9 protein-coding genes, 1 tRNA gene and 2 pseudogenes are annotated in these 12947 nt (G+C 53.2%); 5 read left to right on the forward strand and 7 right to left on the reverse strand.

Annotation, left to right across the window (positions count from 1 at the left end; genetic code table 11):
* Window positions 1-91: 91 nt before the first annotated feature.
* On the reverse strand, window positions 92-949 hold the full coding sequence (locus BLU25_RS01270; RefSeq protein ID WP_414860515.1) for a DMT family transporter: 858 nt from the start codon (window positions 947-949) through the stop codon (window positions 92-94).
* A 165-nt stretch (window positions 950-1114) separates the two neighbouring features.
* Between BLU25_RS01270 and BLU25_RS01275 the strand changes: the two genes are divergently transcribed.
* The 3 genes and pseudogenes from BLU25_RS01275 to BLU25_RS23525 all read left to right on the forward strand — a co-directional run.
* Window positions 1115-1678 carry a helix-turn-helix domain-containing protein gene (locus BLU25_RS01275; RefSeq protein WP_016780543.1) on the forward strand — a complete coding sequence of 188 codons (564 nt, stop codon included), beginning with the start codon at window positions 1115-1117 and terminating at the stop codon, window positions 1676-1678.
* Window positions 1679-1871: 193 nt separating this feature from the next.
* Window positions 1872-1945 (forward strand) — tRNA-Cys (locus BLU25_RS01280).
* Between the two features lie 255 nt (window positions 1946-2200).
* Window positions 2201-2491 (forward strand): annotated as a pseudogene (locus BLU25_RS23525) (DNA adenine methylase); the annotation flags it as partial.
* A 69-nt stretch (window positions 2492-2560) separates the two neighbouring features.
* On the opposite strand, the gene BLU25_RS01290 reads toward BLU25_RS23525, so the two are convergent.
* A complete protein-coding gene (locus BLU25_RS01290; protein WP_016780545.1) occupies window positions 2561-2890 on the reverse strand; it encodes a hypothetical protein in 330 nt (109 codons plus the stop codon).
* 44 nt (window positions 2891-2934) lie between these two features.
* A complete protein-coding gene (locus tag BLU25_RS01295) occupies window positions 2935-3501 on the reverse strand; it encodes a DJ-1/PfpI family protein (protein ID WP_016780546.1) in 567 nt (188 codons plus the stop codon).
* 376 nt (window positions 3502-3877) lie between these two features.
* Here BLU25_RS01295 and BLU25_RS23340 point away from each other — a divergent pair.
* Window positions 3878-4051, forward strand: a pseudogene (locus tag BLU25_RS23340) (nucleotidyltransferase family protein); the annotation flags it as partial.
* 79 nt (window positions 4052-4130) lie between these two features.
* On the opposite strand, the gene BLU25_RS01300 reads toward BLU25_RS23340, so the two are convergent.
* Window positions 4131-4970, reverse strand: a complete 840-nt coding sequence (locus BLU25_RS01300) for a hypothetical protein (protein ID WP_016780547.1) — start codon at window positions 4968-4970, stop codon at window positions 4131-4133.
* Between the two features lie 1072 nt (window positions 4971-6042).
* Between BLU25_RS01300 and BLU25_RS01305 the strand changes: the two genes are divergently transcribed.
* Window positions 6043-8628, forward strand: coding sequence for a right-handed parallel beta-helix repeat-containing protein (locus BLU25_RS01305; RefSeq protein WP_139803910.1), 2586 nt, complete (start codon window positions 6043-6045; stop codon window positions 8626-8628).
* Between the two features lie 1095 nt (window positions 8629-9723).
* On the opposite strand, the gene BLU25_RS01320 is transcribed toward BLU25_RS01305, so the two are convergent.
* The 3 genes from BLU25_RS01320 to BLU25_RS01330 all read right to left on the reverse strand — a co-directional run bounded on the left by BLU25_RS01320 (window position 9724) and on the right by BLU25_RS01330 (window position 12850).
* Window positions 9724-11040 (reverse strand): undecaprenyl-phosphate glucose phosphotransferase, encoded by a 1317-nt coding sequence (locus BLU25_RS01320; protein ID WP_016780552.1) that lies wholly within the window; start codon window positions 11038-11040, stop codon window positions 9724-9726.
* Window positions 11041-11385: 345 nt separating this feature from the next.
* Window positions 11386-12051, reverse strand: coding sequence for a helix-turn-helix domain-containing protein (locus BLU25_RS23670; protein ID WP_139803909.1), 666 nt, complete (start codon window positions 12049-12051; stop codon window positions 11386-11388).
* Between the two features lie 94 nt (window positions 12052-12145).
* Entirely contained in the window at window positions 12146-12850 is a 705-nt protein-coding gene (locus BLU25_RS01330; protein WP_081481033.1) for a winged helix-turn-helix domain-containing protein, read from the reverse strand.
* Between the last annotated feature and the right edge of the window lie 97 nt (window positions 12851-12947).

Genomic DNA, 12947 nt, shown 5'->3' on the forward strand with positions numbered 1-12947 from the left:
GACTGTCAGTAACCTGTCAGGTTTCCTACAGTTCTATCCCTGTATAAACGCTTCTGAGTGAAAATTCTTACCGCATCTCAGGCTTGCCGCTTTAATCGCAGGCTTGATCGCCTGGCTTGTCTTCAAGCGCCTCGGGCTTTTTACCCTTTGTTTTTAACTCACTGACGATCACCGCTGCAACAATCAATACCGCGCCAAGCAAGGCAATGGCTGGCAAGCGCTCACCCGCCAGGCGCCCGGCAATGCCTGCCCACACAGGCTCACCGGCATAAATAAGAGTGGCGCGGGTGGGTGAAACGCTTTTCTGTGCCCAATTCATCGCCACCTGAATCACCGCACTGGCGGCACCAAGGCCTACAGCACTGGCTAACAATAGCCACGAAAAGTCAGGAATGGCCTCTTGTGTAGGAATAATCATGAAAAAGGCCAGAATTGACGCCGTACTGAGTTGCACCACCGTGACGCGGCGTACGTCGACTTTGCCTGCATAGGCACTGATCAGAATGATCTCGGCAGCTATGGCAATGGCGCTGATCAGCGTGGCGATCTCCCCCGGGCTGAAATCCAGAGATGCACCGCCGGGGCCGGACAGCAGCATAAGGCCAGTAAAGGCCAGCATGATCCCCAGGCTCGGCATCAACCCGGGCCTGCGCCCCAGCACCAGCCATTGCAGCAGCGGAACGAAAGGGACGTAGAGCGCGGTAATAAAGGCAGACTGGCTGCTTGGGATAGTTTGCAGGCCAATGGTCTGCAAGCCATAGCCGAGCATGATCGAAACACCGATAAACATGCCGGCCTTGAGTTCGAACAGGGTGATACCGGCCAGGCTGCGAATTGAAAACGCGGCGACGATTATGGCGGCCGCAGCAAAGCGCAGCCCTACAAAAAACATCGGCCCACTTGCCGTCAAGGCATGCTGCACCAATAGAAAGGTGATGCCCCAGACCATGGTGATCAGGATCAGCACACACTCCGCTTTACTGAAACGGGAAGTCAATGACAGCAATCCGGGAATTTTCAATGGCGTTGCAACCTTGCGTGTTACGGGAATGGAGACGCACAATGCGCCAAAGCTGGGCAGTATACTGCGCAGCCCCACAAGGTGAGCAATATAGTGCCCAAAGAAAATTCACAACGCGCATCGGTTTTGCAGCATGTAAGCCAAAACGTGCGCCGCCTCAGGCTGCTCGCGCATCTGAGCCAGAGCGCGCTGGCAGAACTGTCCGGTGTGAGCCGCCGGATGCTGGTGGCTATAGAAGCGGGCGAAAAGAACGTCAGCCTGAGCACCCTGGACCGTGTGGCAGAGGCGTTGAACGTTGCCTTTAGCGACCTGATCCAGGCCCCGGGCTCGCCGGACCCGAGCCGCATCAACGAAGTGGCCTGGACAGGCACCCATGCGGGGAGCAAAGCAGTACTGCTGTCCAAGGCCACGGCCAGCCGCGAAGTTGAACTGTGGGAATGGACCTTGGAGCCGGGCGAGGAATACCACTCACAAGCGGATGCTGAAGGCTGGAGTGAACAGCTGTATGTGTTTGAGGGTTGCCTGACCCTGGAGATGGACGAACAGGTGCTGCACATAGCCGCGGGCGAGTTCCACATGTACGCCAGCAACCGCCCCCATGCCTACCGTAATGATGGTGACGGGATACTGCGCTTTGTGCGCAACGTCGTGATCTGAAAACGGGTGGTATGAAAATAACTAAAAATTATTAGAATTCAGGGGGTTGCCAGCTTCCAGCTTCTAGTACATAATGCGCGCCATCAGCCCGGGGCAACAACCTGAAGTGCTGAAGAATCAAATGCTTGTAGCGATTAGATCGCAGTAACAAACTCTTGTTTTTGATGTTTCCAACGAAATTTCAAGCACAATTGGCCGAATAGCAAAATGGTTATGCAGCGGATTGCAAATCCGCCCACGCCGGTTCGATTCCGGCTTCGGCCTCCACCTTCGAAAGCCCCGCAGACTCACGTCTGCGGGGTTTTTTTATGACTGCGGAAAAGGGGGGATGTATTCCGCAAAATGAAGCTGCGGGCTGCGGGCTGCGGGCTGCGGGCTGCGGGCTGTCGGCTGGTGTACAAGGTCATTGATGAGCGAATCATTGTGTCGGTGAATACCGTCGGCAAACAAGAACACAGCGCCGTTTACAATCAGGCCAAAAAGCGTTGAATTGCTCCGGGAAAGAGCGGCCAGCCCGTCATTTTTCTGCGGATTAAAGAAAAGCTGTAAGCAGCATGGCAGCGGCTGGCTGGGGTCCATATCGAGAACCGGCCTTGGCTTGCATGCGCTGAACGCTACGACCGGCCACATACGTTTCACTACATGGACCCGCTGTATTGGCAGGTGGCGGGGGTATGGTGTCGTATCGGGTTCGAGAATGAGGAGCGAATGGCGGAGTTTATGCGCGGGTGTCAGGGGAGGGTAATGGTTAGCATCAATGACCAGACGGAGATTCGTCGGGTTTTTGGTGGGTTTCATTTTGAGCGCCAGGATTCAGGTGTCGAATGATCCAGCGCGCCTATACAGTAAACGCCCCAAAACAGTCGACTTGGGCAGCGTGGCTCAACTTAAAAATCCTATCGCTCCCAGAGCCTCAATCAAACGCAACAAGGCTGGTTTTTCGGCGGGTTTCTCGCCGATGCAACACACGTCCGGGTCGCCGAGAGAGCACCAAACCGACACAGGGTCGCCTACCTTCAGCCCGTATGAGGCTTTACGCAGAGTTGCGCTTGACCAAGCGTCAACGGTTTCGTTGAGAGACTTGTGAAAGCGCTTTCCATTGACGCTATAACTGAAGCACATGAACTGCGCTCCAATCCACGGCCCCTCACTCCCGACAAAGGTTACGTAGCCTTGTACCACTTGCCCCACAGGTACATCGCCAGCGCTCATCAATTATCTCCTGAGAATGTGCCCGACATACCCGGACGATGCGATCACCCATGTTCCGCTGCCAACATTGCCCTGAACTGAGAAATGCTCTCTGAAGATAGCCCGGCACCTTCAAACACTGCGCAGGTGAAGCTAACGGGAGCGGTGCCTGGAGCAGTAATGATGTGATCTGCCATCACCGCTGTTGAGCTGCTTCGGTAAAGCATGCTGCCTTTATAACTGTCGGCATTCTGTAAGAAGTCAGCGCTGTTCGAGGTATGAGGAACCGTGTCTAGAAGCCCGGCCCTCGCAAGTGCCAGTGTTCCTCCACAGATACCGGCAACAGTTGCTCCACTTGAACGACTGGCATGAAGAAAGTCGCGAATATCCGGGGCTTCAGCACTTTCCCAGACCACTCCTCCAATGACGACGACAACGTCCGGTTTCCAGTCCAGACATTGTTGCAAGCTGTTATCGACCGTTACAGTCAATCCACCCTGCGAACGAAACTGCCCCGTAGCAGGAGCGAAAAACCTGACGTCGATCCCGTAAAACGGGGACGCCGTACCAGCAATGAAAGCATATTCCCAGTCCGCAAAACCGGGTGTCAGTATCAAGCCCACGCGTGCCATCAGTCAGAATCCTCCATGAAAGCCGACAACATATGACGACAACAAACAGACATCAAGGGCTGCTTAGGGGCGGTTAGCGACGACCTGACTCCGACCGTCGCTCCACATGGAGGGGCAGTTCAGTGAGGATCTGCCACTGTTCGCCGTCAAACGAATGAATGTGGCAGCTGTACGCAGGTTGACGGACCGGGCATGCAGGTCCCCGGCAGATTCAAAGGTCCCCCACGCACAAACGCCATAACACGGATATACGGACGCAAAGTAGAGGTGTCTGCTTTATCCTGGATGCCCTTTAAGGGACAGCGTGCCGTGTCGAATCCCGAGGGCTTGAAGTGAATTTGACTCCTGAGCGCCTGGTCACGATAGCGATGACCAATCGGGTACCTGCATTGGCCTGGACCCTGGCACGGGTGAGGTATATGCGCCTTACGGATTGGATGATGTTGCACTGGGGTATCTGCGGCCCAACAGCAAAAATCTTCAGCCTGACTTGTTCCATCAAAAGGCTACAAGCTATCAATCACGCTGGCCGTGGTTGCGGATCGTTTAGTCCAGTGCATATGGCTAGAGCATGAATACTGCGGATCAATGTAGACGTCTCGCTGCGCCAGGCCGTACGTAGCCATCCGCTACGACAGCATGATGATGGGAGTACTTTCGAGCAACACGGGTCGTACCAGGATCTTGTAGCAGTCAGCATCGAATGCTTGCCCGGTCAGCTTGGGTGCCAGTCGGGCTTCTGCTTCGCAGGCATAGGTTCCGATATAACGCCAGCTGTCCACGACGTGGTACTCCTCGATCTCGCCGTGGCGCTCGTGCAATGCGATTGCGCCTGGATACGGCCAGTGATGCACGGCCCAGCGTTCTAGAGCACTCAACAAGCGCTGTGTATGCGCCTCATGGCTTTCTGCGCCTTTGCAGGCCCCGGCACACTTGCCGATTTGAGCCCTGAAGCAGCTACGTCCGGTTGATTTATCAAGACCCAGCAGCGTGTGGCAGAGCCGGTGCTCGTCCGCCATCAGCATCAGGGCCTCGGTGGCCATGCGCCGGTTACGGAACAACCCGTACAACTGCGGCCCTTCGCAGATCGCGGTGGTGTCGATGATCTCCAGCACCCCGTCGCGAATTCGTAGTGAGCACAGACGTTGCTGGCGCCGAAGCCGCTTGTTCTTCAACGGCTGCAGTTCTTTGATCAATCGGGACTCCAGCAGGAGGGCGCCGATTTCTCCAGCGGTTTGCCGGTACTCGATCCGTTGCGCCTGGCGCAGCATCCGGGCTTCTTCCGGTGAGCGCAGGTGAGAAAGCAGTCGGCTGCGGATATCGATGCTTTTACCGATGTAGAGCGGGATCGAGTCGCCCTCAGCGTAGAAGAAATACACCCCGGGTGCTCGCGGAGCGGCCTCGACCTGAGCGCGCAGGTGCGCCGGGTATTCATACACTAGGTCGGGGCGGGCTGTGGGGGCGGGCATGCGGGTGCCTTCGTGGTTGATCTGGGGATATAGAGAATGAGCACTTCCAATTTCAACCCGGACACTTTATCAAATGGGCAGCGCTGACATAGGTCCGTACTATTCGAGGTACTGGTTGCTATCCATTGCTCGATACCCGTGGCTGACCCGTATGGCAGTTAAACCGGGTTATAACTTCCTAGACATGGCTCGAGGCGGATAATTCCAATGGCAACAATCAACTTCGATATCTAGAAGGGTTAGACGGTTGAACTGAGTCAATCCTTTTAGGCCGCCCGGTGCCTAAAAAGCGTTTGCGCATTCAAAAATTCGGATGGCTCTAAATCAGGTATTCCAGCCTGCCTGTAAAACCTGAGTGCGGCTTCGCAGCTATGGTAACCATATGAAAGGCAATGGCTTTTTTGCCATAAATTACGAGATTGCCCACGCCGGTCCGATTTCGCCTCCGAAAGCTGCGCAGATTATGGTCTACGGAGTATTTTAATGCCTGCGAAAAAGTGGCGATAAGCCCCGCATATTTGGGAGGTGTTACGCGTATTGGCTTTAGTCAGTGAGACAACTTCGCCGCCCCGTCGATACACCCTGCGCGTACTTTCCTCCTTGGAGTGCCCCTACAGTTGACGGGGATGTTCCAGCACAATCTACGGGGTGCTTCAGGCCGACTATCCCTGAATTGAAATTGTCGAATAGTTGCTGCCAGCTCACTCCTCAGGGGGGGAGCAAAACAACGACGGCGATTCACCTCTGTTCCCATCGAAGCGTCAGTGACCAGGTTGATGGATGTCACAGAGGCGCAACTGTCTGAGGGGGAGGGTGAGCACGTTCTGCTGTTTGGCAGTCCAAGCATAGGCTGAAGATGTCTAGGGTGTCAGGGGCCGTCCAGCCCCGAACTGCATCTCAATGGCTGACATCTTTGATGCCGCCATGAATCAAAAGTGGCCGCGCCAACATGAAACTTGATTCATTCCAGTAATGGCCAGTCTGGCCATTACATCTGTACGAAATTTCCACCGGTATACTGCCGACTTTTCCTGTTTTCTGAGGTTTGGTCGTCATGGTAAGTCGCCGGCACTTGTTAAAACTCAGCGCCCTCGGCACCGCATCCTTCGCGGCGCCGCTGGCGTATTCTGCGAGCAACATCACCATGACCCATAACACCGGCAATCCGATTGGCTCTACCTCGCCAACAGATTTATCCGATAACGCCCGGAACCTGGACTACTTGTCCTTGGGGCCCAATCCGTCCTATCCCGATCGAAAAGGCGTGGCACGAAAATCGTGGTCGGGCATGGAGAGCGAGTTCAGGGCTGGTCAGGTTGAGCGTGACGCGCAGTTCTCTGCATTCATGGATGCCAGCGGATATGAACCACCTGTTCCCTATGCACCAGGAATCAAGCTAGTCCGCTTAACTCAAACGGTTACTTATCAAGGTAGCCAATACCGAGTCCGAACCCAGTTCCTGCCGTTGACAACAACTGTCTGGGCGGCTGACGAGCAGAAGCTGAAGTTGATTGGCGATGACTCGCTTCGTCAGGATATGGCTAACTCGACAGACCCAACCAAGGGGGCCGCAATTCTTGGTCGCGGTGGCGTAGTGGTTGCCAGCATTGTGGGCTTGTCTACATGCCCCAAAAGGGCTGATATCGCAGTTATCGTCAAGGACTACCATCCCAGCATTCACACTGACGGTGGGGGGCGTTTTCACTATGACCCCATCATGCCGAAAAGCGCTCATGACGGAGGCACTGTTTTCAGCCCGACAGTTCCCTGGAACGGGACTAAAGCGACCCTGCCTGGCTACCTGGTGCGAGCCGGGGAAACGGATCCATCAGGCATTGGTTGCTGGGTCCGCCGCGTAGAAGATCAGTACCTGATCACCATGTTTGGTGCTGTGCCTGATTGGAGTGTCGAGGCGAATACGGGTTTTGATAATCGCCCGTCAATTGAAGCTTCGATGCGCAGTGTTTATCACACCGTCATCCCGAAAGGGCATTTCGGAGTTGCGGCTGGTGGATCAATTTTTGCGCAAGGCTTGATCGGAAAACGCATCAGTGGCGGCGGTGAGCTGCACAAGATGGGCGCCAAAGGGATCTTCTCATTTAAAGATTGCATAGACATCAAGCTGTCAGGGATCATTCTTGATGGTCAGATCGTTCGAGACGAAGCTGAAAACGGCAACATCTGGGATGGTTCTCGTCTATCAGAGAGCTTTGCTTTTGCTGTGTCCTTCGTCAACTGCACCGACTGCGAAGTCCGGGCGGTTGAAGTGTATGACTTCGCATGGGATGGCTTGCGTGCAACAGGCACTGTTGCTCCAGGTGGGGCAACGGCTGTTCAATCCAGCAGCATCTACTTTATTGAAAACAAACTGCGAAACATTCGCGGCTCGCAGCTGTGGTTCAAAGCAATCAGCGGCGGGAAAATCAATGGTAACCGCCAGCGCAACGACGTCACTTTCGCGCAAAAAGGCAACGCGATCTTCATTGTCGAGTGGTGCGCAGACATTGAGGTCGCGCATAACCGGCAGTATTCCAGCGGGGACAACGGTGTAGGCATCGGCGAGCCAGACAACAACAACGTCGCGGCCCGCAACAAGCGGATCAACACTCACAACAACTCTATTTTCATGACCCGTTATCACGCGATCCTCATCGCGCAGGCTGAAGATTCGCTGACACATAACAACCTGATCCACAGGGCAGGTGCCAAATCTGAAATGGCGGGCAAATCGGGCGCCGTGGTGTGTGGGGCTATTACCTTGCTTGGGGGCGGTTCTGCTCCTGCCAACTTGCGGAATAAAGTCTACAGCAACGTCATTGTTGATCCGTATGAGCACGGCATTTATGCCCGTGATCGCATGGAAACCCTTTTCGCTAACGCTTCGTCGGGGCTGGAACTCTACGACAACACCATCTCCGGCTTTGGCAAGCTGGCAACGGCAACTCGCCTGAGCAGCAGTGGTATCACCACGCAATTGCAGATCGCTCCAATTCTTCGCGGCAACATTACCCAGGATGGAGTTGGTGATGGCCTGCGGGTATTTGGCGACGCAGATATTTCGGAGCACAGGGCGTTTCGCATCATCGGTAAAGGCATTCATATTCCTACCGATACTTTGCTGGGGAACACACGTTTGTCCTCGCCGCTGACTAACTGTGAGACCGCTGATACCACCGAAACAGGTATCAGTATCTGGACGAAAGATCGTGTCCAGCTTATCGGCTGCAAAGCCCTGCGCGCAGGGCGTGGCGGTTCTGAGCCGTCTGCAGAGGACACAGTGAATGCATTGCAGCATGCAGGCATCGCATTACGAAGTGTCAAAACGGCAAGTCTGGTCGGTTGCGGTGCGCGAGAGTGCGGCGCTGCGGGGTTGGTGACCCAGTTCTGTCCAGTCGTCAAAGATACCGATGGCGAGTGGTCAAAGAACGGGCATATGTACAAGGCCACTTACTTGAAGGCTGGCGTGTACGCCGAGGGCGATGAGAAGTCCGCTGTGAAGTTGACGCTGATTAACCCTGTTATGGAAGGGGGCGCCACTCAATATCAGCCTGTACGTGTGCTTTATGGCCACACCGACAGCGTAGCTCTTGACCCTGAGTTCTCGAATCACACAAGTGTTAGCATTGGTTTGGCCATCAAGAAGCTGATTAATATTTAAGGGGGAGGGGATATGCTGGTCAAAAGTTTGTTTGAATTTGAGAAGGGCCAGCCTATACCCAAATGGCGTTATTTTGTTCGGGTCGAGATAGCCGGAAGGGACGTGCCTTGCAGCTTTGACACGAGCGGACGCTGTGCGCTTATGCGCGTCACCCTGGGTCAGGCTGGCAGAGGCTTGTAATTAGTGCATGCTTGGGGGATCCATCAAGGTAGCTCAAGTACAAGGCCGCAACACCAGCCCCGATCTGAATGCTGAGCGTTTCGAGCACAAGCACACCTTTGGGCGCATTGGCCCCGTACCCGGGAGCACCGGAATCGCCAGCAAGGCCCAGGTGGCGAACCAGGCCAGCAGGCCGGCAAGCAAGGTTCTGAACAGCATTTTATAAGGGCTTCTGATTGCGCGATTGCGCAGCACGCTGTGCTCTTGGCCGGCAGGCCGTACAGCGGCTATGACCAACGCTTTATTGAATCCGGGGGCGTAAAACCAGACCCGGCTTTTGGCACTGCGGTCAGCGCCCATCAGGTGGTGATAAAGGTCATGGGTTATGGCCAGGCGCTTGGCCGTGCGCCCATTGATTCGGGCAGTGATCTCGTTACTGTGAAGGTCTATTTGTTTCAGATCGGTTATTACGCAGTCCGTATAAAAGTACGTCGGCACACAAAACATGCTGTTTGAGTGAGATTGGATTATCGGAATGATAGCGTATTGCCATATGTGTTTGCAGTCGAGACGATAAGGTTGTTTTGTTGAGTGGTTAGAGTGGGTTAATTAGAGGGTATATTGACGTCAATTTAATGGCTGGCAACTTTGGCGAAACTTGAATCTATAAAAGGAAATTTGAGGTCAGTGCGAGAGGGGTTGTTTTTGCTGCGCGGGATGGGGTGAGCTACGGCGGTATTGAGGCGAGGGGATATTTTGCTCTGAAACGGAAAAGTCCACGGGAAACAGCAACGCTGCTCAGTGTGGGAGCGGGCTTGCTCGCGAGGGTCTTTAGAACGCCGCACTGATTCAGTTAATAGGCGTCATCGTTAACTACCATCGCGAGCAAGCCCGCTCCCACAGTTTTGTTGCGTGGCACGCTGGAGTTTCGTGCTGTCAGTAAATATCTTTCGAGATCAAGGTAAGCGGAGTCTTGATCATGATTTTTATATCGAGCCACAGCGACCAGTTGTTGATGTAGTCGAGATCGATTTCAACACGCTTTTGCATCTTCTCGATGGTGTCGGTTTCACCGCGGCAACCGCTGATTTGTGCCAGGCCGGTAATGCCGGGCTTGATGCGGTGACGGGCCATATAAGCGTGGATCTTGCCGGTGTAATAGTCGTTATGGGCCACCGCGTGTGGACGTGGTCCCACCAGTGCCATATCACCATGTAGCACATTAAACAGTTGTGGCAGTTCGTCCAGCGAAGTGCGGCGGATAAAGCGACCAACAGCGGTAACACGCGAGTCGTTACGGCTGGCTTGTTTGACTTGTTTGTCATCATGAACTTGCATGGAGCGGAACTTCCACACCTTGATGACCTTGCCGTTCCAGCCATGGCGATGCTGTTTGAACAGGATCGGGCCTGGGGACGACAACTTTACGGCCATGGCAATCACTGCAAGTACCGGGCTGAGGCAAACAATGGCGACCAGTGACAGCGAACGCTCCATCAATGCCTTGCTCAAGGCTGCAGTCGGATAGCTTGTAAGCGGGCTTTCATTCAAATGGATGGCTGGACGGCCGCCAATTTCACTGACCGAATGGTTAAGCAGCATCATGCTGTCCAGATCGGGAACCCAGACGACATCGACATTCAAGTCCAGCAGGTCGATATAAAGCGCTTCAATACGTTGAGCTTCTTGCAGGGACAAGGAAATATAAAGTCGACGGATATTATGCTCGGTAATCAGTGAGCGTAACTGGGCTAGTTCACCCACAATAAGTGGGGAATTGGTGGCATCTTCAAATGGAGAGGCGCTGACCACGCCGACCAGCGGGAAATGATTTTGTTGAATAAAGCTGTCGGCCAGTTTCAACGCTACACCATCAGAGCCGATAATCAGGCTGTTGTAATGGTGGTTATTGCGCTGATGATAAAATCTGGACAGTCGATGCAGTATCAGATATGGCGGCACTTGAATCAGAAAACCCAGCGCGGCCCAGCTGATCAGGGTTTCGCGAGAGAACAGTTCGCCGGATTTGGTCACGAAGCCAATGGTACACAAGCATGCCAGGGTCAGCATCCAGCCCAGAAACAGGCGGACGCAACCGTTAAAAGCATTGTGCCTTTTATAGTAAACATGTGTGGCGGAATAGGCGGGCACTGATACCAGCAGGGTCAGAACAGCGAGGATTCGGTAATGGAAGTCGACGCTGCCGAATTTGGTATAGACCAGTGCCATTAACAAGGCGACGACAAAGGCCATGGCCACAGACCACTGGCCCCAAAAAGTCAGCCCTCTGGCCACGGTTTTTCGATCTAGACGTGTATGAATCAAGGGAGCAGCCTTGTGATAAGTACTTGACTATAGGGGAGCAACTGACAGAAATAAATCACAGCACTCTTCCATGTGCAGGCGTTGAGTGGCGCCATAGCTGAAACAGTTAGTGGCCACACGAAACGTTAATAATAAAGGTAATCAGTAGCAAGGGTTCGACGTTTTATAACAATCTGTGGGTTGGTTGTTATTTTCAATGGATCAGAAAATTATGACTTAGAGTGATGTCGATATAATAGCTAAATGCCTGTATCTGTCGGTTGCGTGATTGCTTTATGCCACTTTTTCGGCAGCCTTCACATCTTGCACCAGGCAATAGCCACGATTACGTACCGAGCGAAAAAGACGCTCACCAAACATGCCTCTGAACTTGCTCTGAAGTCGACTCAGGCACATTTCCAGGCCGCTATAACTGTAGACGTCTTTATTGATGCCGATAATAAGTTCTTGTTTGCTGCAAATGCGTTCGTCTGTTTGGGACAGCGTCTTGATCAGCAACGATTCAATGGCGGTTAACTGAATGCAGGCGGTGTTATTGCACAGGTATTGTGCTGCAGAGCAAAACAACCAAGTATCAGGGCTATCGGAATAGTGTGCCTTGGATTTAGGGGGTTGGGGAGATGTCGGGATAGTTTTCAAGGTAGGGATAACAGTCAGGCCCAGGGAGTAGGGGTAGGTTTTAAGCAAGTAAGGTGTTCTTGCCGTTATCAGGCTGGCTACTTCAGGGGTGTACTGATGTGCAGATACCACGCCGTGTTGCTCATTGATCCGGCAGCCCCAGGGCGCCAAGTGTGGTGTACGCCATTGGCGGGTGCGTTCGCAGGTCGGCAGGCTTGCGGAGCGTGGCACAAGGGTTGCGCAGAGCAAACCGGAAGAGTCGGCAGGCGGGTTATTGTTTGTTGAGGGTATATAAGTAGAAAAACTGAGTGTTACCTTCATGTTTCAACGTCTCCATTCGTCGGTATAAGGCTGATGCCAATTGGCAATTACAGCGGTCTGCAGTTCAGCACATGAAGTAATTATAGATGATCGGTTATGCTGTGATTGTGCCCCGACGCAAACGATAACCGAATGCGCGAACACTAAAGATTAACTCCAGATTATAGGCTTTTTTGATCTTTGTTCTTAAGCGGCTAATGGTTTTTTCCAGTGCGCGCGGATCATAAAATACAATGTTGGGGTCTAGTGTTTTTGCAATACTGTCTTGGCTCAATACATGCTGCGGCGCTTTAGCAAGGGCGTCGATAATAGTCATTTCAGTGTATGAGATTTCAATCTTGCTGGTGGCACTGCACAATAAAAGCCGTGTCCGGTCAAGGGTCAGTCGGGTATTGGTTGCCCAGTGCGACTCTTCGAAAGTGCGAGACAGGAGTGCCTGCTTTTCCAGGGGATCAACCGGTAGCTTTATGCAGTGATCAGCGCCTGCAAGATAATGATTGATGCTGGTAAATGACTTGTTATGGGTCACCAGTATAAAGATGCAGGCGGCCTGGTTGAACAGGCGAATATGTTTGAGCAACTCCAGGCTATCGTTGATGGCGTCGGGCGCATTGACCTCAATAAAGACCGCTTCTGTGTTGCGGAAATCGCAAGCCAGGTTAGCCAAAGTATTGCAGGCGTCAAGATGCCTCACCTCAGAAGTGATGAGTTGTTCTATATCGTTGACCAACGCTTGGCTGTGTACAAAATTAAGCGCTTTGGGGGCCTGTATATCGGTATTGCATCCTGCGACAAGCATATCACCTAACCCAAGTACTTAGAGGCTTTGGGATTTTGCCATATAAGCCGGTTTTGAATCCGACATTTTATAACATTTGATACATTTGGTGTTATTT

Source organism: Pseudomonas fragi, assembly GCF_900105835.1.
GTDB lineage: Bacteria > Pseudomonadota > Gammaproteobacteria > Pseudomonadales > Pseudomonadaceae > Aquipseudomonas > Aquipseudomonas fragi.

Coding starts and splice junctions, on each gene's coding strand:
- BLU25_RS01295 (WP_016780546.1), bottom strand. CDS start 3,501: ATGGCACGCGTGGGCTTGATACTGACACCCGGTTTTGCGGACTGGGAA.
- BLU25_RS23670 (WP_139803909.1), bottom strand. CDS start 12,051: ATGAAGGTAACACTCAGTTTTTCTACTTATATACCCTCAACAAACAAT.
- BLU25_RS01330 (WP_081481033.1), bottom strand. CDS start 12,850: ATGCTTGTCGCAGGATGCAATACCGATATACAGGCCCCCAAAGCGCTT.
- BLU25_RS01270 (WP_414860515.1), bottom strand. CDS start 949: ATGGTCTGGGGCATCACCTTTCTATTGGTGCAGCATGCCTTGACGGCA.
- BLU25_RS01290 (WP_016780545.1), bottom strand. CDS start 2,890: ATGAGCGCTGGCGATGTACCTGTGGGGCAAGTGGTACAAGGCTACGTA.
- BLU25_RS01320 (WP_016780552.1), bottom strand. CDS start 11,040: ATGGCCTTTGTCGTCGCCTTGTTAATGGCACTGGTCTATACCAAATTC.
- BLU25_RS01300 (WP_016780547.1), bottom strand. CDS start 4,970: ATGCCCGCCCCCACAGCCCGCCCCGACCTAGTGTATGAATACCCGGCG.